This window comes from Terasakiella brassicae, assembly GCF_014641495.1.
Lineage (GTDB): Bacteria > Pseudomonadota > Alphaproteobacteria > Rhodospirillales > Terasakiellaceae > Terasakiella > Terasakiella brassicae.
Genome location: NZ_BMHV01000006.1, coordinates 143,739 through 166,578, shown reverse-complemented (window position 1 = coordinate 166,578; position 22,840 = coordinate 143,739). Strand labels below are relative to the sequence as shown.

Sequence of the window (22,840 nt, the reverse complement as noted above, 5' to 3'; positions counted from 1 at the left end):
TCGATTTTACAATCCCAAACGCCGACATTCATATCTGGGAAACATAAGTCCAATGCAGTTTGAATTGAACGCCGCCTAAATGGAGAAGGTGCTCTCCAGTTTTAGGGGACGGGTCCAGGGAACCGCTATGAGGCGGGTAACACCGACATTACGTATCCTTGGCGTTCATGCAGAAAAAGGCAAGATACAAGGAAACCGACATTGGATCATTAACAAGAATGATACCGAATAAATAAAAGATTGAGGGGCTGTTGCTCCTCTTTTTTTATACATCAATCCCGCCCCCTCTCTGCTCTGAAAGCCGCAATGTGCCTCACATGACCCGCGCGAAACCTGATGCCATGTCACGTTTGGTCTAAAACCGCGACAGTCTATAGCACTTACCCCCCCCTGATACAGGTAACGGGTCCTTCTGGCCAATGAGTTGAGGAGCGGGTAATGCACACCCCGACCTGTGAGAGAATATGTATTATTTTTTTGGTTGTGGTTGTTGTTGTGGTTGTTGTTTTTCTTATTGCTTAACAAGGCCTTAAGCGTATTTTATCCATTTAACACATAATTATATTTCAAGAATTTAGGGGGTTTTTCGGATATCCGGACAGGTGTTGGACAGGTTAAAATCAAAGGTGCCCCTATTTAACTATCTGATTTTGCAGGAATTAGGACACTTGGACACGTTGGACACCTTGTTTTCTATAGAATCTTAGAAAAATAAGAAAAGACGTAATATAATTACCAAGGAAGAAGGTCGTGAAATCGCGCCAACTGCGTCCAAATTGCGTCCAAATGAAAAATGGCCTAGCGTTGGATATACGCTAAACCATTGAAAATACTGGTGCCGAAGAGAGGATTTGAACCTCCGACCTACTGATTACGAATCAGTTGCTCTACCCCTGAGCTACTTCGGCAACCTGCTTTGATTTTAAGCTATGATCACCCTTTGGAAAAGGGGGAAATACGTACAAGGGTCTCATCGCGGTCGATAAAGTGATGTTTCAGAGCTCCCACCACATGCAAACCCAGCAGAACGAATGTTAGCGGTACCATTGCTTTATGGATGCTTTCAAACAGCTCGCCTAGGTCTTTGCTTTTTTCGACCATCGGGGCCAGTTCGAACAGGCCGAAAAAGGCCGCAGGATAGCCTTTAAACCAAGACATGAGCACCCCGGAAATCGGCAAGACAATCATCACGATATACAAGGCAATTTTCACAAGCTTTGCGGCCCAGACTTCCCAGTTCGCATGGCTTTCAAGGGCAACAGGTTGTGCGCTACGCACCCATTCTAAAAGACGGAGGGCAACCAGTCCCAGAACAGCCAATCCAAGGCTTTTGTGAAAAAACATCAGTTGGAATTTTTCCGGCCCCCGTGCCATATCTTCCATGACAATTCCCAAAACAAGAGCCGCAACAAAAACAAGCCCGCCGATTATGTGCAGGTTTCGCAAAATAAAAGAATATTTGGTTTTCTGTTCCATAATATTTAAAGTCCTCTAGAGTTCCACGCAACCTAAAGATACCTCATTTGCTGTAACAGAATGATTGCATATAAGAAGGTTTTTCGTAACAGAATGTAACAGACACAAAAAAGGACCGGCAGACAAGTCCACCGGTCCATTTTTCATTAAATCTGGAAAAGACAGCTTATTGCGGCAATTTACCGACAACGCCTTCGACATACCAGTTGAAGCCCAGCATATCGCCATCACTCATGGTTTGACCGCCAGCCACACGCTCTTTACCTTCGTTATCGTTGATCGGGCCTGCAAACGGATGCAGTTTACCCGCGATAATGTCGGCTTTGGCTTGTTCGACATGATCACGCACTTCTTGGGGAACATCGTTGTGGAACGGCGCAACTTGTACCATGTCTGCGCTCAGACCTTCCCATGTGTCCTGATTGCCTTTCCAGGACCCATCCAGAATTTCGCCCACACGTTTCACATAATAAGGCGCCCAGTTGGTCACAGAGGACGTCAGGTGAGAATTAGGACCGAATTTAGAGAAATCAGAGTTATATCCAATCGCATAGATACCAGCGTCTTCTGCCGCCTGAATGGTCGCCGGGCTATCCGCATGCATGGTCAGAACATCGGCTTTTTGACCGATTAGTGTATCTGCGGCTTCGCGTTCTTTGCCCGGATCAAACCACGAGTTCGTCCAGATCACACGTACCTGCGCCTTGTCATTCACCGCACGAATACCACGGGTAAAGGCGTTAATGCCCCGCACCACTTCCGGGATTGGGAAAGCAGCGACATAACCGATAACATTGGATTTGGTCATAGAACCGGCCACCAGACCTGTCAGGTAACGGCTTTCATAAAAGCGCGCCAGATAGGTATTCACATTTGCCGCCCGTTTGTAGCCCGTTGCATGTTCAAACGCGACTTTCGGAAAACTTTTAGCAACTTTCAATGTTGGGTTCATATAACCGAAGGATGTGGCAAAAACAGCTTTATAATCGCTTTTTGCATAATTCATAATCACACGTTCGGCATCCGGGCCTTCTGCCACACTTTCAACAAAGCTGACTTTGATTTTGTCACCGAATTTTTCTTCAATCGCTTTGCGACCCAGATCATGTTGGTAGGTATAACCCGCATCCCCAATCGGGGACACATAAACAAAACCAATTTTAACCGGCTCAACTTTTTCCGGTGCTTTTTGCTCTACCGCTTCTTTCTTCGCAGGTGCGGCTTCTTTTTTCTGCTCAGTGGTATCATTGTCTCCACAGGCAACCAATGTCAAAGAAATCGCTGCACTTGCCAAAACAGCTTTTAAATTACGCATTCATTTAAACTCCCAACCAGAATTTATTTTCGACAATACAATATTCTATTTATCAATCAGCCCGGAAGGGTTTCCCCAAACAAGCCGGTGCATTCAGTCTGATCTTGGTTTCATCACGTGAAATCAGCACGAGAACCAAAATCGTTGCGATATAAGGCAACATATTCATCAAGTGCGCAGAAACATCCACGCCCAAACTTTGTACGTTAAGCTGCAAGATGGTGACACCCCCAAACAGGTAAGCCCCGATCAAGGCACGTCCCGGCTTCCATGTGGCAAAAACCACCAGTGCCAACGCAATCCAACCACGTCCCGCTGTCATATTTTCCGCCCACATCGGCGTATAAATCAGTGAAATATAAGCCCCGGCCAAACCACACATGGCCCCGCCAAATAAAATCGCAGCAAATCGGATCGCCACAACCGGATAGCCGATGGCATGGGCGGCATGATGGGATTCACCCACCGCCCGCAAAATCATACCCCAGCGCGATTTTCCAAGGAACCAGGCCGTTGCCGCCACCAGAACAAACGCCAGATACACCATGATATCGTGACCAAAAACCAACGGCCCGATGATCGCAATATCACTAAGGCCCGAAATATGAATTGCCTGCAACCCCTTAATCGGCGTGCCGATATATCCTAAACCGAAAAAAGCCGACAAACCGATCCCGAAGATGGTTAAAGACAACCCGCTCGCCACCTGATTGGTATGGAGAAACAAAACCAGCACGGCAAACAAACTGGACAGCAGCGCCCCGGCCAGCATGGCGGCAAAGAAACCAAGGATCGGACTGCCCGTCACAACCACCGTGATAAAACCGGAAACGGCCCCCACCAGCATCATGCCTTCGACACCAAGGTTTAACACACCGGATTTTTCCGTAATCAATTCCCCGATCGCTGCAAAAACAAGCGGTGTCGCCCCGCGTGCAACCCCCAGCAAAATCGCAATCAGCGTTTCAACCTCAAACCCGATCATGGTACGGCCTTTCTTTTGCTGCCCAACACAAAACGGAAATTGATTAAAACATCACAAGCCAACAGGAAGAATAATAACATCCCCTGAAAAACACCCGTGACCGCCAAGGGCAAACTTAATTCCATCTGAACCGTTTCCCCACCCAGATAAGACAAGGCCACCAACAGGGCGGCACATAAAATACCGACCGGATGTAAACGCCCCAAAAATGCAACAATAATAGCCGTGAACCCATAACCGGGTGAAATAACCGGCTGAAGCTGTCCAATGGGGCCGGCAACTTCAAACATGCCCGCCAAACCAGCCAGACCACCGCCAAGCAGAAGGCTCATCCAAATAATTTTTTTCGGGCTGAACCCGGCGTAATGCGCCGCCAGTGGTGTCAGGCCGACCACCTTGATCTGGAAACCGATCAGGGTGCGGCTCATAATCAACCACGCCAGCAACACAATAAACAAGGCAATCAACGCCCCGATGTGCAAACGCGAACCTTCCACCAGCAAAGGCATCAGGCCCGCATCACCAAACATGCGTGATTCAGGGAAGTTAAAACCTTCCGGATTACGCAACGGCCCATTAACCAGATATCCCAGAAAAAGTGAGGCTACATAAGTCAGCATCAAACTGGTTAAAATCTCGTTGGCGTGAAAGCGTGTTTTTAAAAAGGCTGGAATTGCCGCCCATGCCAGACCGCCCAGAACCCCGGCCATCATCATAATTGGTAAAAGCAGGAAACTGGTACTGTCATGCCATGTCACCGCAATTGCCCCAGCAGCGATTGCCCCCATCGTCAATTGCCCTTCGGCCCCGATGTTCCAGACATTGCCCCGAAAGCCAACCGCCAAGCCAACCGCGCATAATGTTAAAGGCGTAGCCTTAAGGAAAAGCTCGGTTAAGCCATAAGAATCACTAATAGGTGCAATGAAAAATAAGTACATAGACCTTGTCGGGCTATAGCCCAACGCGCCAAACAACAACGCCCCGGCGACCAAAGTCAGACCAACCGCCAACAACGGTGCCCCATAGACCATGATTTTGGAGGGACTGAGACGTGGCTCAATTCTAATCATCGCTGCGCATCCTCGTCCCATTCATCCACTTGATCAAACATGCCCCCCATGAGCAAACCAACCTGTTCCACCGACATATCGTGACTGGGTCGTGCCGGTGATAAACGGCCATTGGAAATCACCGCAATCCGGTCACTGATGGCAAACAGTTCGTCCAAATCCTGTGACACAACCAAAATCGCACAGCCCTGATCGCGCAAATCCATCAAGGCCTGATGAATAGCCGCCGCCGCCCCGGCATCTACCCCCCATGTGGGTTGGGCAACGATTAACAGCTTGGGATTTTTTAACAGTTCCCGTCCGATAATAAATTTTTGCAGATTGCCACCGGACAGGGATTTGGCTTCGGATTTTGATCCGCCTGTACGCACATCAAAGGCCTCAATAATCTTTTTGGCCAGCGCATGGGCTTTGGAAAACCGCAACCAGCCCATTTGCACCAGATCAGATACCCCATGCCCGGACAAAACCGTATTATCAGCTAGGGACATTTCCGGCACCGTGCCATGCCCCAAACGTTCTTCCGGGACAAAGGCCAAGCCAAGCTTGCGCCGTTTTTGCGGACCTAAATGGGCAATTGATCGCCCGTTCATCAAGATAGAACGATCATCCGGGCATAATCTTTCCCCGGCGAGAATAGACAGCAAATTGTTTTGCCCATTGCCTGCCACCCCGGCAATTCCAAAAATTTCACCGGATTTAACGCTGAAAGATACACTGTCCAAATCAGCAACAAACACATCACCGGACGACATCGACAGGTTATTGACCACCAGACAGTCATCACCTGCCTGCACCCCTTCTTTCTTCGCCGGAATTTTGATTTCTTCGCCCACCATCATTTGCGCCATAGAACGTGCACTTTCCTGTGACGGATCACAATAACCGACAACTTTGCCCGCCCGCAAAATGGTGGCGCGGTCACATAAGGCTTTAATTTCATCCAGCTTATGAGAGATATAAAGGATGGAGCACCCTTCTTCACGCAAACTGCGCAGGGTCACAAATAATTTATCAACTTCTTGCGGGGTGAGAACCGAGGTCGGTTCATCCATAATAATAAGACGGGGGTCTTGTAAAAGGCAGCGCACAATCTCAACCCGTTGGCGTTCACCAACCGACAAGGTGTGAATGTGGCGCATCGGATCCAAGGGCAGACCGTATTTTTCAGAAACTTCAATGATGCGTTTGGCGAGGTCTTTCAACGGACCCTTTTCATTAATGCCAAGCGCAACATTTTCCAGAACGCTCATGGATTCAAATAAAGAAAAATGCTGAAAGACCATACCGATTCCCAGCTTGCGCGCCATTGCCGGATTATCGATTTGAACGTTCTTGCCTTCCCATCGGATCTGACCGGCATCGGGCTGCATAATGCCGTAAATCATCTTCACCAAGGTGGACTTGCCCGCACCGTTTTCCCCCAAAAGGGCATGAATTTCACCGGGCTTCACCTCAAAATTCACCTGATCGTTGGCAATACAAGCCGGGAATTTCTTGGTAATGCCTTGTAACTCAAGGCGCAAATGTTCAGGCGACATGTTTGACCTCACCCTTTTGTGCGTCAACCAGATTGTAAATCGCCTGCGGGTCTTTCAGGGCTTTCACCTGATCAAACAGAACTTTGGCTTGCGGGTATGTCCGGCCCAACAGTTTAATCCATTGTTTCATACGACCTTCCCCCCATTTGGGTCGTTTGGTATCCATCATCAAAGAACAATAAATTTGCAGCCACGCTAGGACTTCCGGCCATTGGGCAAACTCGCCGCCTTTGATCTCACGCGCCAGCGAAGGACGGGCAATCGCGCCGCGCCCGATCATAATATCTTCACATCCGCTGATTTCGCGACATTTCAGCGCATCTTCGGGCGTCCAAATCTCGCCATTGGCCACCACCGGGATATCAACGACCTCGCGAATACGGGCAATCCATTCCCAATGGGCAGGTGCTTTATAGCCTTCCAGCTTGGTGCGGGCATGAACGGTCAGTTTTTCAGCCCCCGCACTTGCCAAGGCCTGTGCATTTTCAAGGGCCAATGACTTATCTTCAAAACCCAAACGCATTTTTGCGCTCAAAGGCACCGCGCCGTTTAACGCAGATGTGACCGAAGATGTAATTTCATACAGTTTTTCCGGCCATTGCAGCAAAGCCGCCCCCGCCATATGGCGGTTGACCGTTTTCGCCGGACAGCCAAAATTTAAATCAATGCCGATGGCCCCTAAATCATGGGCGGCAAAGGCCGCGTTTTCAGCCATGACATCGGCTTCCCCCCCCATCAATTGCACATGCACGGGGGTGCCGCTGGGGGTATGGCTATTTTGATCCAGTTCCGGGCAATATTTTAAATACCATTCACGCGGGGCAACACTTTGGGAAACGCGCACAAACTCGGTCACACACAGATCAAACCCGGTGATGCGTGTCATCATATCGCGCATATGGACGTCAACAACCCCTTCCATCGGGGCAAGTGTGATCGTCATGGTGCGGTCCAATCCTTGACCAGTTGGTAAAAAAATCGTTTTAGCAAATCACCTTGGCTTTGTCTTTAACTAAACGCAGTAAATTCACATGAAAACGTGGGTAAACCCGCCCTTTACACAATGACGGGTTTGTTCGCCTCTGTTTGATGCTCGATCTGGGCCACACTGGCCTGTGGGGGTGTCTGCCATTTCTGGGTATCAAAGCCCTGACATTTCGGACAAACCGCCGTCCACCGGGCACTCACATCCCCGCAACTGTCACATACCCATGCCGGATTGGACGGGGCTTCAGTTGCTTTGCGCAGCCATTCCCGCGCCCCGCTGAGATCCCCATTTTCAGTTTCAACCAATTCGGCCATCAAGGCATAAACACGCGCACTTGGGGCTTCGATCAACAAGGTTTCCAACTCGTCACGCGCTTCCCCCCAAAGCTGTGCCTCAAGGGCGGCACGTGCGATAATCACACGGCTTTCCACATGCTGACGGTATTTGCCTGCCAATTTTTCCGCCAGACGAACCCGTTTCAAGGCATCCGGTTCCCCCTGTAAATCCTGATAAAGATCATAAAGCGCAGGGTGAGGATTGCGCATCCACATTTCTTCGATCACATTAATCGCCTTGCGGGTCTTATTGGTTTTTGCCAACAAACGGGCCAATTCCTGCGCGGCCGGGATCAAAGTGCTATCCAGTTTCAAGGCCTGACCCAGCAATTTTATGGCGGCTTCCATCTGGTTTTCAGCTTCGGCCTGTTTGGCACGCTCCACCATCAAGACGGCTTTTTGACGAATGCCTTTATCCCCATCAACCTGCTTATTCTTGATTAATCCAGCCAAGGTATTTTCGGCTTCTGCCCATTGTGCTTTTTCCAGTTGCAGTTCAAACAGATTGCGCGACAACCATTCGGTTTTCGGTTTTAAACGATACATCTGTTTGGCCAGTTTCAAGGCTTCTTCGTTATCACCGCGCGAAATGGCCTGATTCAACAAACCGCGCAAACCCAAAAATTCCATCCCCTTGGTTTGCGACATTTCATCAAAGAAACGGGTCGCGGCCTTGTCATCGCCTTCCAACTGGGCGGCTTGCGCCGATAACAACATGGTCAAGGACGGGTCTTCCAAAAGACTGTCTGCTTTACGGGCATGTTTGCGCGCTTCCTGCGTATCACCGGCGGCAACCGCAACCATGCCTTTGGTCAGAGCGTCATATCCTTTATGGGTGCGCTGCTCTTTTCGATAACTGCCAAATGCCTTGGGACTGCGGCGCATAAACAGCCAAGCGCGATAGATCAGGGCACAGACCCCGATGATAATCAAGGTCGCAATCAAGGCCAGAATAATCGGCACATCAACAATCAAACCCTGCCATTCAATGGAAACATGACCGGGATTTTCGGCAAACCAAATCCCGATTGCCACCAGCACCAGCAGCAACACAATATATTTAACAATGCGGCTAAACATTATCCCTGTCCCCCTGCTGTTGCCAGTAAGGACAAGATATGGGCTTGGATCAGCGACAGGGTTTCATCACCCTTTAGGCGGGCATCCACCGCATCAATCCACGGGGTTGCAGCCTCCAACGGCTTACCTTGCAACTGACGCAATTCCCCAATCGCCCCGGTAAAATCGCCAGCGCGCACATTATGTTCAGCACGCGCAACAATCCCCAGCGGGCCTTCGCCGTTCAGATTGCCCGGTGCGTTGCGAATCGTCACCAAAGACGTAATATTTTTCACCGTCTGTTCGACCCATCCGGCACTTTCAGGCACGGCACTGGCGCGCACAATCTCATTGGCGGTTTTTTCAAATGAAGCCTGCAGGGAACTATAAGACGCCAGACCTGTTTCTGCATGATCCTGCAATTTCTGCACAGCTTCTTCCAAAACCACATCACCTTGGGCCAAAACGCTCAAAGCTTGTAATTCTGCACGATAAGGGGTGGAGGTTTGCAAACGTTGGCGCAAGACGCTTAACCCCGCAATCAGGGCTTGGGCATTTTCCCCGCTGCTGCGTGCTTCAATCCGTGCGACTTCCACATCACTTAGGCGAACATTCAATTCCTGCACCAGTTGGTTGAGGCGTTGGGTTTCTTCCTGCAAGGGGGTTAAATCCTGAGGCTCACTGCCTTCTACCGCTTCCAGACGAGCGGCCAACTCTTTAAATTCTGCTAATTTTTCTTCGCTACCATTACCAATTTGAATAGTTGAAACGTTTTCTTTCAAACTGTTAAGGCTGTTTTCAAGTTCCACAATGCGATCCAGCAAAGGTTGAACATCAACTGATTGTACAGAAGGTGCAGGCTTATTTTCCAAAGCCTCTATCCGACCCACAAGGGCTTGTATATCTTCAGCCGACACTTGCGCCTGAGCCGAAGCTGTTTCAATATTCAATGTCTCGGCAATCTGGGCTTTGATTTTCGGTACCCACATGTTTTGCGTGAAATAGGCCCCCGCCCCACCAGCCGCCAAAATCAAAACACCGGCCGCAATCGCTTTGGTCTTGAATGACCCTTTCTTTTTCACTGGCTCATTTTTTTTCGCATTCAGTGCTTTTTCAACCGGGTCTTCTGGTTTAGGCGGTGTTTTGCCATCTTTAGAGGCCGCGCCCGGTTTATTTTTTTCATCCGGCTTTGTTGTGTTTTCTTTTGGTGTCTCTGGTTTTTGAGCCGTTTCTTTAATTTTTACCTCTTCGGCTTTGACATCGATCACCTTCGGATCAGTTGCTTTCTTATCGTCTTTTTTCTCAGTCATCTTCTCATCCTCGGGTTCACGAATGATTTTGAGCAAGGCCTCCTGGTCCGGCGTGGCCGCAATTTTTATATCTTTAAATGCCAGATGTTTGATTTTTGACGCAACCGCCTCGCTAAGTCCATAGGCGAGCATGTTTTTTATGTCATTTTTCAAACCGTCTTGTTCAATCAGCTCGGCAAAAGAGGCGGCTGTACGTGGTGAATACAGCAAAACACCGTCAATCTTTCCGGCTTTGATCTCTGCTTTTAACGGATCGCTAAACCCTGTAACTTTATCGGCGCGATATAAAACGGCCCGATCAAAATCGAATCCATCTTTTTCAAGCAGACCCTTTAAATCCCCGGCAACACTGGAACCCGCGATATGTAACAACTTTCCTTTTTCTGGCTTACATTTTTCACGAACCAACTTTTCCAAGGAAATAACATCGCCTTCGGCACTATCCACATGTTTAAAACCAGCTTCACGTGCCGCTTCGGCTGACGCTGCCCCCACGGCCAAGACATGAAAAGAACGGCGTTTATCAACTTGTGCAAACGCACGCACCCCGTTGGCACTGGTAACCAACAGGGCTTGAATATCAGATACTTTATAATCTTTAAGCTGCTTTTCCCCGTCCGGCTGCGCCACAATTTCCAGCAGAGGAAAAAGGACGGCTTCATGCCCTTTTTCCTTTAAAAGCGTAACGAGGGACGCGGCATCTTCTTTCGGACGCGTGACCAACAAACGCATGCTAAACCCCTTTCAATCCCCATTTGAGTCAAAAACTCGTTATCGGGGAGTGTACTAGGCTTGCGTTGCTTCCGCTAGAAAATCTGCGCCGGCGCGGTCTTTTAACTCTTGTCCCGCTTTTGTACCCAATCCATCCGGGTCACTGATCGGACCGCGCATTTCATTGGTTAAAACTTCTGTGCCGTCCGGCTTTGCAATCAATCCACGCAAGACAATTTCATCCCCATCCAACACCGCAAGGGCAGCAATCGGTGTGCGGCAAGACCCGTCCAGAATACGCAGCAACGCCCGCTCAGCCTCAATGCGAGTTGCAGATTGCGCACAGTGCAACGGTTCGAGATATTTTTTCATGCGTGCGTCATTGCTGCGACAGCTGATCCCGATGGCCCCTTGGGCAACAGCGGGCAAAATCTCGTCTTCTTCAATCACAGAAGTAATGACATCTTCACTTTTCAGACGGCGCAATCCGGCATGGGCCAGCAAAGTCGCATCCACAACGCCTTCGTTCAATTTGCTCAGGCGGCGCTGGACATTCCCACGAAAAGTAATGACTTCCAGATGCGGATAAAGCGCCTTAATCTGGGCCTGACGGCGCAAAGAAGCCGAACCGACAACAGAACCGGCTGGCAAGTCGGCCAGACATTTGGCTTTATTGGAAATAAAAACATCACGCACATCTTCGCGCGGCAAAATACAAGGCAGATCAATACCCTCAGGCAACCATGTCGGGACATCTTTCATGGAATGGACCGCAATATCAATCCGGCCTTCCAGCTGCGCATTGTCGATTTCCTTGGTAAACAGACCCTTCCCGCCAATTTCAGATAGCGGACGATCCAAAATCATGTCGCCTGTGGTTTTAATCACTTCGATCTCAATAATGCCTTCCCCGCGCAGTTCTTCATGTGCGGCCTGCAAACGATCACGTGTTTCGTGCGCTTGTGCCAAGGCAAGGGGGCTACCACGGGTTCCGATAACGATTTTGGGCTGATCCGACATAATGAAGTCTCTATTTCTAAATGTTGAATTAAGTAAACTGTAACGTTGAAGACTGCCTACAAGACAATTACGACATCTTTAAGACAAAAAATCATGTAAAATCCATAATTCTTTTTACATCTAAAAACCCTGTGTTTGGTCAAAAGCCATTTGTCTTTTAAGCGGGCGAGGGCTAAAACGGGCGAACAACAAAACCATAAAGGATTGTTTTTCGATGATAGTGCTGGGCATTGAAACAAGCTGCGATGAAACCGCTGCCTCCGTTGTGACCGATCAGGCCAATGGAGACGCACGCATTCTATCCAACGTGGTTTTATCCCAACTGGATGAACATCGTCCTTATGGCGGGGTTGTCCCGGAAATTGCCGCACGTTCCCACTTGGACCATATCGACCGCATTGTTGATGAAGCCATGCGTGAAGCCGGTGTTTCCTTTGACGATCTCGATTGTGTCGCCGCAACGGGTGGGCCGGGTCTGATCGGCGGGGTCATTGTCGGGGTGATGACCGCCAAAGCCATTGCCCTTACTCATAACAAGCCTTTTGTCGCCGTTAACCATCTCGAAGGTCACGCCCTCACCGTACGGCTCAGCGAACAGGTTGAATTTCCCTATCTTTTATTGCTGGTATCCGGCGGGCATTGTCAGCTTCTGTCCGTGGAAGGCATCGGTAAATATAAACGTCTGGGCACCACCATTGATGACGCATTGGGCGAAGCCTTTGATAAATCCGCCAAACTATTGGGATTGGGTTATCCCGGTGGTCCCCATGTGGAAAAGGCTGCCGCCTTGTCTGAAAATCCTGAACGTTTCAACCTGCCACGCCCCATGAAAGGCAAACCGGGTTGTGATTTTTCCTTTTCCGGCCTGAAAACCGCTGTACGCCAAACCGCAGAAAAACTGCCCCCCGGCCCGTTCAAAGACGAAGATTTAAACGATCTGTGCGCGGCTTTTCAAATGGCAGCCGCTGACACACTGGTTGATCGCTGCACACGTGCCATTAAAATGTTTAAACACGATTATCCAAGCGGAAATACGCTGGTGGTTGCCGGGGGCGTTGCTGCTAACAAGGCCATTCGCGAACGCCTGAGCCAAATGTGTGACAAACATAAAATGGCAATGGTCGCCCCGCCTTTAAAATTATGCACAGACAATGGGGCCATGATCGCCTGGGCTGGACTGGAGGCTTTCAAGGCTGGACAACGCGACACACTGGATTTTGCCCCGCGCCCACGCTGGCCCCTGGACCCGGATGCCCCCAAAGCGGCTTATGCCGGAGGGAAAAAAGCGTAAAACACAAATGAAAAAGGGCCGATGCACAAGACAGCGGCTCCTTTATCATAACGATTACAGAATGAACTTGGAAAGATCGGTATCTTTTGCCAATTCACCCACGCTTTCCTTCACCATGTCACGCGTGATAATAATTGTCTCGCCACTGCGGTCCGTTGCCGTGAAACTGATTTCTTCCAACAGACGTTCCAGAACGGTATGCAGGCGGCGTGCCCCGATATTTTCCACATTCTGGTTAATCTCTGCCGCTTGCGTTGCAATTTCATCAATTGCACCGTCATCAAATTCCAAGGTGACATCTTCGGTCCCGATCAATGCCACATATTGCTTGATCAAGCTGGCTTCCGGTTCCGTCAAAATGCGTTTGAAATCTTCCTGTGTCAAAGCCGACAATTCGACACGGTTGGGCAGACGACCTTGTAATTCCGGTAACAAATCACTCGGTTTGGCCACATGAAACGCACCGGAGGCAATAAACAGGATATGATCGGTTTTGACTGTGCCGTGTTTGGTGGTCACCGTCGTGCCTTCCAACATGGGCAGCAAGTCGCGCTGTACGCCTTCACGAGACACATCCGCACCCGCCTTGTCCGAACGTGTCGTGATCTTATCAATCTCATCAATAAAGACGATCCCGTTATTCTCAACAGAATGCAGGGCTTCACTGACGACTTTATCGTTATCCAGCAATTTATCGGCTTCTTCATCCAGCAACAGGCCGTAACTGTCTTCAACTGTCACTTTGCGTTTTTTACGACGACCGCCAAAAGCATCGCCAAACATATCGCCTAAATTCAACATGCCCATTTGTGCACCGGGCATACCGGGGATATCCATTGTCGGCATGGACAGGGATGAATTATCGGCCAATTCCAACTCGATCTCGCGATCATCCAGCTTGCCTTCGCGCAGCATCACACGGAATTTCTGACGCGTTTCAGCCGAAGCACTATCGCCCACCAATGCATCCAAAACACGTTCTTCTGCGGCGATTTCCGCCTTGGCCCGAACCTCTTTTTTCATCTTTTCGGAAACGATATGAATGGCGCTTTCGACCAGATCGCGGATCATTTGTTCCACATCGCGCCCGACATAACCGACTTCGGTAAATTTGGTGGCTTCCACCTTGATAAACGGGGCTTGTGCCAGCTTGGCAAGGCGGCGGGCTATTTCGGTTTTCCCGACACCGGTCGGGCCGATCATCAAAATATTTTTTGGCAAAACTTCGTCGCGCATGGGGTTTTCCAATTGCTGACGGCGCCAGCGCGAGCGCAAGGCAACAGCAACAGCGCGCTTGGCATTTTTTTGACCAATAATAAAACGATCTAGTTCCGAAACAATTTCACGAGGGCTGAAGTTTGTCATAATTTACAGAGTCTCTACAGTCAGGTTGTTATTGGTATAAACGCAAATGTCTGCCGCAATGCCCATCGCTTTGCGCGCCATTTCTTCTACGCTCAGATCTTCGCGGTCCACCAGCGCACGCGCAGCCGATAAGGCGTAATTTCCGCCAGATCCAATGGCAATCACCCCGTCTTCGGGTTCCAACACATCGCCGGTTCCGGTCAAAACGAGGGAAACATCTTTATCCACCACAATCATCATGGCTTCCAGCTTGCGCAAATAACGGTCCGTGCGCCAGTCTTTGGCCATTTCCACGCAGGCGCGCGTCAACTGGTTGGGATATTGTTCCAGCTTGCCTTCCAATCGTTCAAACAAGGTAAAGGCATCCGCCGTTGCACCGGCAAAACCGACGATGACCTTACCCCCGGCCAAACGGCGAACTTTGCGGGCATTGCCTTTTAAGACCGTCTGGCCCAGACTGACCTGACCGTCACCGGCAATAACGACCTCGTCGCCTTTTCGAATGGAAAGAATAGTCGTTCCGCGCCAACCGGGGAACTTGTGATCTTGTGACATGGAATTATCCCGTTTTTTGATTACATGCTTGCGGATTTGGCCGGATTTGACCGTTTTGTCAAGTCTTGCCTCTTTTTAGACCTTCATATTTTCGTTCGTGTTTTCACAAATAAACTCATTAACCCTTAAGGATTTTGGTGTATAAGCGTTCCATATCCAATTTTTATTAAGTCGTGGAGATCAAAGACCATGCGCACTGCATCCGTCGCGCGAAAGACCGCCGAAACCGATATTGCCGTTGAACTGAACCTGGACGGCAGCGGCGAGTATGATATTCAAACCGGGATCGGATTTTTCGATCATATGCTGGAACAACTGTCCCGTCACGGTCTGATTGATCTGAAAATCCGTTGCACAGGTGATCTGCATATCGATGCCCACCATACGGTCGAAGATGTGGCGCTGGCCCTAGGTGAAGCTTTTTCCCAAGCGTTGGGGGATCGCAAAGGCATCACGCGTTACGGCAGTGAATATATCCCGATGGACGAAACACTGGTGCGTTGCGCGCTGGATCTGTCCAACCGTCCCTATCTGGTCTGGAAAGTTGATTTCACCCAGGACCGCTTGGGCGAACTGGATACGGAAATGTTTCAACATTTCTTCCAGTCCTTTGCTTTCAAGGGTGGGGTCAGCATGAACGTGGCCATGATTGACGGCGATAACAACCACCATATCGCCGAAGCCTGTTTCAAGGCCTTGGCCCGTGCATTACGCAAAGCCGTTGAAATCGACCCGCGTAAATCTGACGCAATCCCCAGCACCAAAGGCGCGCTTTAACATAGAATTGGGAGGTTATCACCCCATGACACTGACCCTTTATTCCGATCAGGGTTCCGGCAATTGCTATAAAGTGCGCTTGCTGATGCATCAACTTGGCTATGATCTTGATATTATCGAGGTCGATGTCGCCGGTGATGGATGCCGCACACCTGAATTCAGAGCCATTAACCCGTTGGGCAAAGTCCCGACAATGATATTGGATGAGGGCATGGTTCTCTCAGAATCCAACGCGATTTTGCTGCATTTCGCCGATGAAACCCAATATATGCCAATGGATCATTTTGATAAATCGCTCATGTTTCAATGGCTGTTCTGGGAACAATACAGCCACGAACCCGCAATCGCGGTGGCCCGTTATGCCATGCATTATCTGGGCAAAACAGAAAAAGAAGATCCACGCCTGCCGCAATTGTGGGAAAAGGGCTACGGTGCACTGGATATGATGGAAAACCATCTTAAAGACAAAACGTTCTTTGTAGCGGAACGTTATTCCATTGCTGATATTGCCTTATTTGCCTACACCCATGTGGCCTATCAAGGTGGGTTTGATCTGAACAATTATCCCCATGTACGAGCCTGGATTGAACGGGTGAAAAGCCAGCCCCGCTGGAAATCTATGGATGAAATTTAAGCCATGAAGCTTTACACCGTCCACATTCAAAAATACGGCATCGATCCGGCCCCTGATATCCGCCTTGTCAAAGAAGGCTTTAACTGGGCCGCTTTTATCTTTTCCGTGCTCTGGTCACTAGTCAAAGGCTATTGGTGGGTCAGTGCCGGAATTTTCGGTGTTTCCATCGTGATTAGTTTGCTTTTGGGCCTGTTTGGGCTTGATCTTTTCGGGCAAGCTGTGGTCAATATCGCTTTCAATCTGTTGGTAGGTGTATATGCTAACGATCTGGCGCGCTGGACATTAAAACGGCGTGGCTTTGTGGAAGAAGATGTGGTCAGCGGCGTTTCGTACGATCATGCATTACGCAGCTATATCGCCACACTTCAAACAGAATAGAAATGGGCTAAAAGACGATCATGTCTGTTGTCATTATTGATTATGGGTCGGGCAATCTGCGCTCGGCTGAAAAATCCTTTGAACGTGCTGCACGCGAGGCTGGCCTTGGCCTTGATGTGTTGGTTTCCAATAACCCCGACGATGTCCGCAACGCAGACCGCGTGGTCCTGCCGGGTGTCGGTGCCTTTGGGGATTGCGCCCAAGGTTTGCGCAAACTTGATGGTATGCTGGACGCATTAAACGAAGCCGTCCACCAACAGGGAAAACCGTTTATGGGGATCTGCGTTGGTATGCAATTGATGGCAACGCGCGGGCTGGAACATGGCACTTATGACGGCCTTGGCTGGATCGACGGCGAAGTCGTCGCCATTGAACCGGACGATCAAAGTTTGAAAATCCCGCACATGGGCTGGAACGAACTCAGCTTTGAAGACAACTGCCACCCGCTGCTGGCCGATTTGCCGCATGCGAATGTCTATTTTGTACACTCTTATCAATTTAAAACGGCAAATCCGGCGCACCAACTGGCAACTGTTGGATATGGCGGTGATGTCACGGCTGTTGTCGGCAAGGACAATATGGTGGGCACCCAGTTCCACCCGGAAAAAAGCCAAGCCATCGGCCTGAAAGTCATTACCAATTTCTTGAAGTGGAAACCCTGAGATGAACCTTTATCCTGCAATCGACCTGAAAGACGGCAATTGCGTCCGCCTTCTGCGTGGCGAAATGGATGCGGCAACCGTTTTTAACGACGACCCCGGCGCACAAGCCGCCCAGTTTGTCAAAGACGGATGTGAATGGGTTCATATTGTTGATCTCAACGGCGCGTTTGAAGGCAAACCAGTTAACGAAGACGCCGTCATCCAGATCGTCACCGCCGTTGACGGCAAAGCCCAAACTCAGTTGGGTGGCGGCATTCGTACATTTGAGACGATAAAACGCTGGCTCGATCTGGGGATCAGCCGGGTGATTTTAGGCACCATTGCCCTGCGTGATCCCGATTTTGTTATTGAAGCCTGCAAACGTTTCCCCGGTCAGGTTGCCGTCGGTATTGATGCACGCGATGGCTATGTTGCCGTTGAAGGCTGGGCAGAAGTTTCCGAAGTCAAAACATTGGACCTTGCCCTGAAATTTGAAGATGCCGGGGTTGCAGCCATCATCTTCACCGATATCAGCCGGGACGGGGCCATGCAGGGGCCAAACCTTGAAGCCACAAACGAACTGGCCGCTGCTATTTCCACACCGGTTATTCTGTCCGGCGGGGTCTCTTCGATGGATGATATTAACACCATCAAGGAAAAAGGTGTTGCCAATCTGGACGGGGCCATTTCCGGTCGGGCCATTTACGATGGGAAAATTAATGTGGCAGAAGCCATGAAAGTATTGAAAGGCTAGGGGAAAACCATGCTGAAAGTAAGAATTATCCCCTGTCTGGATGTGGCAAACGGACGTGTGGTCAAGGGCGTTAATTTCGTTGATTTAATCGATGCCGGTGATCCGGTGGAACAAGCCAAGGTCTATGACGCTGCCGGGGCGGATGAACTGACTTTTCTGGATATCACCGCCACACATGAAAATCGCGACACCATTTATGATGTGGTTCGTCGTACCGCTGAACAATGTTTTATGCCTTTGACCGTTGGCGGCGGGGTGCGCACTGTGGATGATATCCGCAAACTGTTGTTGGCAGGCGCCGATAAAGTCTCAATTAACTCCGCAGCTGTCACGCGACCTGAATTTGTGAAAGAAGCCTCGGAAAAGTTTGGTGCACAATGTATCGTCGTTGCCATTGATGCCAAATCTGTCGGGCCGAATAAATTTGAAATTTTCACCCACGGTGGACGCAAGGAAACCGGTATCGATGCGGTGGAATGGGCCAAAAAGATGGAAGCCTATGGGGCAGGGGAAATCCTGCTGACCTCAATGGATCGTGATGGCACGAAAATCGGTTTCAATCTGGAACTGACACGCGCCATTGCGGATGCGGTACGCATTCCAGTCATTGCTTCTGGCGGTGTTGGTAATCTGGATCACTTGGTCGAAGGGGTGACAGAAGGCCATGCTTCAGCCGTTCTTGCCGCTTCCATCTTCCATTTTGGGACCTATACAATCCGTGAAGCCAAGGAACATATGGCAAAAGCCGGTATTGCGGTGAGGTTGGACCAATGACAAACGCAACCGTACTTGACCAGCTTTATCAAACCATTGCCGCACGCAAAGGGGCGGACCCCAGCCAATCTTATACCGCCAAACTCTTTGCCAAAGGGCGCAATAAAATCGCCCAAAAAGTCGGGGAAGAAGGCGTGGAATGTGTGATCGCCGCCCTGAGCGAAGGCAATGATAAACTTGTTTCAGAAAGTGCCGATCTGTTTTACCATCTTCTGGTTCTTTGGGCGGAAACGGGTGTGAAACCTGAAGAAATTTGGGCCGAACTTGCCAAACGTGAAGGTATTTCCGGTCTGGACGAAAAAGCCGCACGAACCGAAACATAAAATAAGGAAGTCCCCCATGCCGCATTTGGTCGTTTCATACGCAAAACTATTGGAAAAGAAAATCGATATCCAGAATTTAGTACAAGAAGTCTGGAATGGTGCTGATGAGTCAGGTCTTTTTACGCCTGCTGCCATTAAGGCCCGCGCCTTGCCGGTGGAACATTTTATCACAGGCGGCGGTGATACCTTATTTGTCCATGTGGATTTTAAACTGTTTGTCGGGCGCACCGACGACCAAAAACAACATATGACAAAATGCGTTTTTGACCGTATCGCCAATCTGGTCGATGACGATGTCGCCATCAGCATCCTACCCATTGATATGGATACGCCAAACTATCTAAAACGCGGGTAAGTCACGACAAAAAGCGCTGGAATATATTATTTCCAGCGCGCACACCAGCTTTGTAACATCAAAATATCCCACAGGTGATATTGCCAATTCTGCTGACCACTTTGATGTTCCTGCCATTTTTGCAAGATAAGCTCGTTATCCAGTAAATCATTATCCATATGTAACAAATCGCCCGCCCAGTCCTTGAGGGGACCGCGCAGCCATTGATCAATGGGAACGCCGAAGCCCATTTTCGGGCGTTCGATCAATTCTTTCGGGACATATTTATAAAGAACCTGACGCAAAATCCATTTACCCTGTCCATCATGGATTTTAAAATCTTTTGGCAAACGCCAGGCAAATTCCACAAGACGATGGTCCAGCAATGGAACGCGCGCTTCCAATGAAACCGCCATACTCGCCCGATCCACTTTGGTCAAAATATCATCGGGTAAGTAAGTCAGAACATCCAGATATTGCATCCGTTCAATCAGGTCAGGCACAAGGCTTTTACTACACTCAGACCAGATCGGGCCGTCACGGCGTTCTGTTGCGCCCCTGACCAGCCTGTCCGGTTCCCCCCAATGGCTGACCAAATGGGGGTAAAGGTCGTCCAGATCACCATCTAACAATCCGGCTAGTTTCTGGACCTTATTGCTCGGCTGCGCTGGTCGTTTTGATTTGGGAACAAAATTAAACATCCCGTCCCAAAAGGCTGGCGGCAGCGCGTTTAACGTCCCGGCCGCGATTTTGCGCACCATTGCAGGCAGGGCAAAAATCGTCTTGGCATATTTTTGTGCCAGAAAATAGCGGTTATAGCCGCCAAACAATTCATCCCCGCCATCCCCGGATAAGGCCACCGTGACATGATCACGCGTCATTTTTGACACCAGATATGTCGGAATTTGCGAAGAATCAGCAAAGGGTTCATCATAATAATCGGGCAGGGATGGGATAACATCACGTGCCTCTGTCGGTGTCACGTACAATTCGGTATGATCCGTGCCCAAATGTCTGGCAACTTCGCCGGCATGGACAGCTTCGTTATAACCTTGGTCTTCAAACCCAATAGAAAACGTTTTGACCGGATTTTTGGATTGCGCCTGCATCAAGGCCGCCACCAAAGAAGAATCAATCCCGCCGGATAAAAATGCCCCCAACGGTACATCGGAAACCATGCGCCGTTTGACCGCATCACGGGCCAGTTTTTCCAATTCTTCAACCGCTTCAGCACGGCTCATATCCGTTTGACCTTGGCTCACCACATCATCCATAGACCAGAAAGCCCGGATTGAAGGATTGAAATCACGATCAAGGCGCAGAATATGCCCGGCCCTTAATTTCTGCGTCTTTTCATAGATGCTGTAAGGTGCGGGAATGCAGTTATGGCGCAAATAGGAACTCACCGATTGGCGATCTATCTTTTTTTCAAACGCCGGATGCTGATGAAAGGCCTTAAGTTCGGACGCAAACAACAGGGTTTTATCGTTTAAATACCAATAAAGCGGCTTAATCCCCAAACGATCCCGGATCAGATACAGACCCTGTTCGCGCTTATCCCACAAGGCAATGGCAAACATACCGATCAAGCGCTTTACCGTAGTCTCAATTCCCCATTGGGCAAAACCATTCAAGATCACTTCGCTATCGGAATGACCATTAAATTGATGGCCTTGGGCTTCCAGTTCGGGACGCAAATCATCGGCGTTATAGACTTCACCATTATAAACCATGACAAAGCGCCCATCATGGGATGTCATGGGCTGGTGCCCGGCTTCGCTTAAATCAATAATGGCAAGACGACGATGGGCCAACCCCAAACCACAGGAGGCATCTATCCAACTGTCCCCGCCATCAGGGCCGCGATGATAAAGCGACTGCCCCATTTTTTGCGCCAAGGCAAAGGTTTCTTCTGGTGTAACAACCGCATCAGGGGTGAAAAATCCGGCAATGCCGCACATTATCCGGCCTCACGCTCTTGCATGATCTGCGGTAATTCCCCGACCAAACCCATGGCAGAACGGGTAAAGAATTTTTTGGCAAAGGGCATTTGCTCCACCAAGGCCAGCCCAATATCGCGCACAAAACGCACCGGACCGATATTGTTTGAAAATAACTTCACAAGCGCATCTGTTGAGGCCAGCATCAGGTGATTATCAAAATGGCGCCAGCGATCATAATCATCCAACACACGACCCGCGCCAATATCCAGACCCAGTTTTTTTGTTTCAATAATCAATTCAGCCAACGCGCAAGCATCACGCGCGCCCATATTGAATCCTTGTCCCGCTACCGGATGCATACCATGAGAGGCATCACCCACCAAAACAAGACGTTGATCAATGGATCGTTTGGCAAATTGCAGGGTTAATGGATAAGACCAGCGCGGCCCCACCACTTTGACCTCGCCCAGATAATCACTGAAACGTTCTGCCAGTTCTGCCTGAAAATCTTCTTCGCTCAAGCCCATCATCACCGGGGCATTGCGGCTGGTTTCCGTCCAGACGATTGAGCTACGATGGCCCGGCATCGGCAAAATGGCAAACGGGCCGGAAGGCAGAAAATGTTCCTGTGCCACATTCAAATGCGGTTTTTCCGTCTCCACCGTTGTCACAATCGCGGTTTGATCATAGGACCATTTCGTCAGATCAATATTGGCACTGCGCCGTACCCACGACCCGCGCCCATCGGCACCGACAACCAATTTTGCCTCAAGCGTTGTGCCATCACTTAAAACCGCATCAACCTTGGCCGCACTGCGTTCCAGCTTTTCCACACGCATCGGGGCCAGATAGGTCGCATGATCCATTTTTGGTACGACTTTTAACAGGGCGTTGCGTACCGTGCGGTTTTCCAGCATATAACCGAACGGCACCCCAACCAGATCAAGGGAGTCAAAATGCAAAAATAGCGGGGATTGACCATCGGTCACACGGATATCTTCAATAACACCGGCTTCGGCTTCCATATGTTCCCATAAACCAAGGGCGACAAAGGCGTTGTGAACGGAGCGGGCAATCGCTGAACATCGACCATCATATTGGGCATTCAGCAGGGTTTTCGGGTCATCGGCATCGACAACCACCACATCGACCCCGCCGCGCGCCAACGCACAAGCCGCCAGAGCGCCAACCAATCCGCCGCCGACAATCAGAACGTCCGTTTTCAGATGTTGTGACATGGGAATCCTTTTTTTGTCGCTCA

Annotated in this window: 22 protein-coding genes and 1 tRNA gene; 9 read left to right on the top strand and 14 right to left on the bottom strand. The window is 49.8% G+C overall.

The features are described from left to right. Positions 1–833 precede the first annotated feature (833 nt). From IEW74_RS05995 to hemC, 10 genes are all read right to left on the bottom strand, one after another. Positions 834–908 (bottom strand) — tRNA-Thr (locus IEW74_RS05995). A gap of 25 nt (positions 909–933) precedes the next feature. Beyond that, positions 934–1,476, bottom strand: a complete 543-nt coding sequence (locus IEW74_RS05990) for a cytochrome b (RefSeq protein ID WP_188662748.1) — start codon at positions 1,474–1,476, stop codon at positions 934–936. 166 nt (positions 1,477–1,642) lie between these two features. Next, positions 1,643–2,791: a BMP family ABC transporter substrate-binding protein gene (locus tag IEW74_RS05985; protein ID WP_188662746.1), complete on the bottom strand. Its 1,149-nt coding sequence runs from the start codon at positions 2,789–2,791 to the stop codon at positions 1,643–1,645. Positions 2,792–2,843: 52 nt separating this feature from the next. Further along, positions 2,844–3,776 (bottom strand): ABC transporter permease, encoded by a 933-nt coding sequence (locus tag IEW74_RS05980; protein WP_188662744.1) that lies wholly within the window; start codon positions 3,774–3,776, stop codon positions 2,844–2,846. Next, the gene (locus IEW74_RS05975; protein ID WP_188662742.1) at positions 3,773–4,846 is read right to left on the bottom strand and encodes an ABC transporter permease; all 1,074 of its coding nucleotides are present in this window, start codon (positions 4,844–4,846) and stop codon (positions 3,773–3,775) included. The genes IEW74_RS05980 and IEW74_RS05975 overlap by 4 nt, the downstream gene beginning before the upstream one ends. Continuing rightward, positions 4,843–6,387 (bottom strand): ABC transporter ATP-binding protein, encoded by a 1,545-nt coding sequence (locus tag IEW74_RS05970; RefSeq protein WP_188662740.1) that lies wholly within the window; start codon positions 6,385–6,387, stop codon positions 4,843–4,845. The genes IEW74_RS05975 and IEW74_RS05970 overlap by 4 nt, the downstream gene beginning before the upstream one ends. Next, the gene (locus IEW74_RS05965) at positions 6,377–7,330 is read right to left on the bottom strand and encodes a tRNA dihydrouridine synthase (RefSeq protein ID WP_188662738.1); all 954 of its coding nucleotides are present in this window, start codon (positions 7,328–7,330) and stop codon (positions 6,377–6,379) included. The genes IEW74_RS05970 and IEW74_RS05965 overlap by 11 nt, the downstream gene beginning before the upstream one ends. Before the next feature lie 113 nt (positions 7,331–7,443). Continuing rightward, positions 7,444–8,790 (bottom strand): heme biosynthesis protein HemY, encoded by a 1,347-nt coding sequence (locus IEW74_RS05960; RefSeq protein ID WP_188662737.1) that lies wholly within the window; start codon positions 8,788–8,790, stop codon positions 7,444–7,446. Then, positions 8,790–10,811 carry a uroporphyrinogen-III synthase gene (locus tag IEW74_RS05955; protein WP_188662734.1) on the bottom strand — a complete coding sequence of 674 codons (2,022 nt, stop codon included), beginning with the start codon at positions 10,809–10,811 and terminating at the stop codon, positions 8,790–8,792. Before IEW74_RS05955 ends, IEW74_RS05960 begins: the two co-directional genes overlap by 1 nt. A gap of 54 nt (positions 10,812–10,865) precedes the next feature. Further along, positions 10,866–11,810 carry a hydroxymethylbilane synthase gene (gene hemC, locus IEW74_RS05950; RefSeq protein WP_188662732.1) on the bottom strand — a complete coding sequence of 315 codons (945 nt, stop codon included), beginning with the start codon at positions 11,808–11,810 and terminating at the stop codon, positions 10,866–10,868. A gap of 214 nt (positions 11,811–12,024) precedes the next feature. Between hemC and tsaD the strand changes: the two genes are divergently transcribed. Continuing rightward, entirely contained in the window at positions 12,025–13,101 is a 1,077-nt protein-coding gene (gene tsaD / locus IEW74_RS05945) for a tRNA (adenosine(37)-N6)-threonylcarbamoyltransferase complex transferase subunit TsaD (protein ID WP_188662730.1), read from the top strand. Positions 13,102–13,155: 54 nt separating this feature from the next. On the opposite strand, the gene hslU is transcribed toward tsaD, so the two are convergent. Together hslU and hslV are read right to left on the bottom strand one after the other, a co-directional pair. Then, positions 13,156–14,466: an ATP-dependent protease ATPase subunit HslU gene (gene hslU / locus IEW74_RS05940; protein ID WP_188662728.1), complete on the bottom strand. Its 1,311-nt coding sequence runs from the start codon at positions 14,464–14,466 to the stop codon at positions 13,156–13,158. A gap of 3 nt (positions 14,467–14,469) precedes the next feature. Then, a complete protein-coding gene (gene hslV, locus IEW74_RS05935; protein ID WP_188662726.1) occupies positions 14,470–15,021 on the bottom strand; it encodes an ATP-dependent protease subunit HslV in 552 nt (183 codons plus the stop codon). A gap of 189 nt (positions 15,022–15,210) precedes the next feature. Between hslV and hisB the strand changes: the two genes are divergently transcribed. Genes hisB through IEW74_RS05895 form a run of 8 tightly spaced genes read left to right on the top strand, consistent with a single transcriptional unit; the run spans position 15,211 to position 19,657 of the window. Continuing rightward, a complete protein-coding gene (gene hisB / locus IEW74_RS05930; protein ID WP_188662724.1) occupies positions 15,211–15,798 on the top strand; it encodes an imidazoleglycerol-phosphate dehydratase HisB in 588 nt (195 codons plus the stop codon). A 25-nt stretch (positions 15,799–15,823) separates the two neighbouring features. Then, positions 15,824–16,432: a glutathione S-transferase family protein gene (locus IEW74_RS05925; RefSeq protein WP_188662722.1), complete on the top strand. Its 609-nt coding sequence runs from the start codon at positions 15,824–15,826 to the stop codon at positions 16,430–16,432. Between the two features lie 3 nt (positions 16,433–16,435). Then, positions 16,436–16,810 carry a DUF2628 domain-containing protein gene (locus IEW74_RS05920; protein ID WP_188662720.1) on the top strand — a complete coding sequence of 125 codons (375 nt, stop codon included), beginning with the start codon at positions 16,436–16,438 and terminating at the stop codon, positions 16,808–16,810. A 20-nt stretch (positions 16,811–16,830) separates the two neighbouring features. After that, a complete protein-coding gene (gene hisH / locus IEW74_RS05915) occupies positions 16,831–17,472 on the top strand; it encodes an imidazole glycerol phosphate synthase subunit HisH (RefSeq protein ID WP_188662718.1) in 642 nt (213 codons plus the stop codon). A gap of 1 nt (position 17,473) precedes the next feature. Beyond that, entirely contained in the window at positions 17,474–18,205 is a 732-nt protein-coding gene (gene hisA / locus IEW74_RS05910) for a 1-(5-phosphoribosyl)-5-[(5-phosphoribosylamino)methylideneamino]imidazole-4-carboxamide isomerase (RefSeq protein ID WP_188662716.1), read from the top strand. A gap of 9 nt (positions 18,206–18,214) precedes the next feature. Beyond that, positions 18,215–18,979, top strand: a complete 765-nt coding sequence (hisF, locus tag IEW74_RS05905) for an imidazole glycerol phosphate synthase subunit HisF (RefSeq protein WP_188662714.1) — start codon at positions 18,215–18,217, stop codon at positions 18,977–18,979. Then, positions 18,976–19,302: a phosphoribosyl-ATP diphosphatase gene (locus IEW74_RS05900; RefSeq protein WP_188662712.1), complete on the top strand. Its 327-nt coding sequence runs from the start codon at positions 18,976–18,978 to the stop codon at positions 19,300–19,302. The genes hisF and IEW74_RS05900 overlap by 4 nt, the downstream gene beginning before the upstream one ends. A gap of 16 nt (positions 19,303–19,318) precedes the next feature. Then, entirely contained in the window at positions 19,319–19,657 is a 339-nt protein-coding gene (locus IEW74_RS05895; protein ID WP_188662709.1) for a 5-carboxymethyl-2-hydroxymuconate Delta-isomerase, read from the top strand. 26 nt (positions 19,658–19,683) lie between these two features. Here the strand turns inward: IEW74_RS05895 and asnB are convergent, their stop codons facing one another. Together asnB and IEW74_RS05885 are read right to left on the bottom strand one after the other, a co-directional pair. Continuing rightward, complete coding sequence (gene asnB / locus IEW74_RS05890) at positions 19,684–21,597, bottom strand: asparagine synthase (glutamine-hydrolyzing) (RefSeq protein WP_188662707.1); 1,914 nt, start codon at positions 21,595–21,597, stop codon at positions 19,684–19,686. Continuing rightward, positions 21,597–22,817: a UbiH/UbiF/VisC/COQ6 family ubiquinone biosynthesis hydroxylase gene (locus tag IEW74_RS05885; RefSeq protein WP_188662705.1), complete on the bottom strand. Its 1,221-nt coding sequence runs from the start codon at positions 22,815–22,817 to the stop codon at positions 21,597–21,599. The genes asnB and IEW74_RS05885 overlap by 1 nt, the downstream gene beginning before the upstream one ends. Between the last annotated feature and the right edge of the window lie 23 nt (positions 22,818–22,840).

Excerpts from the sequence above, each read along its gene's own strand:
- hisB (WP_188662724.1), top strand. The coding sequence starts at position 15,211 with ATGCGCACTGCATCCGTCGCGCGAAAGACCGCCGAAACCGATATTGCC.
- hslU (WP_188662728.1), bottom strand. The coding sequence starts at position 14,466 with ATGACAAACTTCAGCCCTCGTGAAATTGTTTCGGAACTAGATCGTTTT.
- IEW74_RS05960 (WP_188662737.1), bottom strand. The coding sequence starts at position 8,790 with ATGTTTAGCCGCATTGTTAAATATATTGTGTTGCTGCTGGTGCTGGTG.
- IEW74_RS05975 (WP_188662742.1), bottom strand. The coding sequence starts at position 4,846 with ATGATTAGAATTGAGCCACGTCTCAGTCCCTCCAAAATCATGGTCTAT.
- hslV (WP_188662726.1), bottom strand. The coding sequence starts at position 15,021 with ATGTCACAAGATCACAAGTTCCCCGGTTGGCGCGGAACGACTATTCTT.
- IEW74_RS05920 (WP_188662720.1), top strand. The coding sequence starts at position 16,436 with ATGAAGCTTTACACCGTCCACATTCAAAAATACGGCATCGATCCGGCC.
- IEW74_RS05970 (WP_188662740.1), bottom strand. The coding sequence starts at position 6,387 with ATGTCGCCTGAACATTTGCGCCTTGAGTTACAAGGCATTACCAAGAAA.
- IEW74_RS05955 (WP_188662734.1), bottom strand. The coding sequence starts at position 10,811 with ATGCGTTTGTTGGTCACGCGTCCGAAAGAAGATGCCGCGTCCCTCGTT.
- IEW74_RS05985 (WP_188662746.1), bottom strand. The coding sequence starts at position 2,791 with ATGCGTAATTTAAAAGCTGTTTTGGCAAGTGCAGCGATTTCTTTGACA.
- IEW74_RS05965 (WP_188662738.1), bottom strand. The coding sequence starts at position 7,330 with ATGACGATCACACTTGCCCCGATGGAAGGGGTTGTTGACGTCCATATG.
- hemC (WP_188662732.1), bottom strand. The coding sequence starts at position 11,810 with ATGTCGGATCAGCCCAAAATCGTTATCGGAACCCGTGGTAGCCCCCTT.
- IEW74_RS05885 (WP_188662705.1), bottom strand. The coding sequence starts at position 22,817 with ATGTCACAACATCTGAAAACGGACGTTCTGATTGTCGGCGGCGGATTG.
- hisH (WP_188662718.1), top strand. The coding sequence starts at position 16,831 with ATGTCTGTTGTCATTATTGATTATGGGTCGGGCAATCTGCGCTCGGCT.
- IEW74_RS05900 (WP_188662712.1), top strand. The coding sequence starts at position 18,976 with ATGACAAACGCAACCGTACTTGACCAGCTTTATCAAACCATTGCCGCA.
- IEW74_RS05925 (WP_188662722.1), top strand. The coding sequence starts at position 15,824 with ATGACACTGACCCTTTATTCCGATCAGGGTTCCGGCAATTGCTATAAA.
- tsaD (WP_188662730.1), top strand. The coding sequence starts at position 12,025 with ATGATAGTGCTGGGCATTGAAACAAGCTGCGATGAAACCGCTGCCTCC.
- hisA (WP_188662716.1), top strand. The coding sequence starts at position 17,474 with ATGAACCTTTATCCTGCAATCGACCTGAAAGACGGCAATTGCGTCCGC.
- hisF (WP_188662714.1), top strand. The coding sequence starts at position 18,215 with ATGCTGAAAGTAAGAATTATCCCCTGTCTGGATGTGGCAAACGGACGT.
- asnB (WP_188662707.1), bottom strand. The coding sequence starts at position 21,597 with ATGTGCGGCATTGCCGGATTTTTCACCCCTGATGCGGTTGTTACACCA.
- IEW74_RS05980 (WP_188662744.1), bottom strand. The coding sequence starts at position 3,776 with ATGATCGGGTTTGAGGTTGAAACGCTGATTGCGATTTTGCTGGGGGTT.
- IEW74_RS05895 (WP_188662709.1), top strand. The coding sequence starts at position 19,319 with ATGCCGCATTTGGTCGTTTCATACGCAAAACTATTGGAAAAGAAAATC.
- IEW74_RS05990 (WP_188662748.1), bottom strand. The coding sequence starts at position 1,476 with ATGGAACAGAAAACCAAATATTCTTTTATTTTGCGAAACCTGCACATA.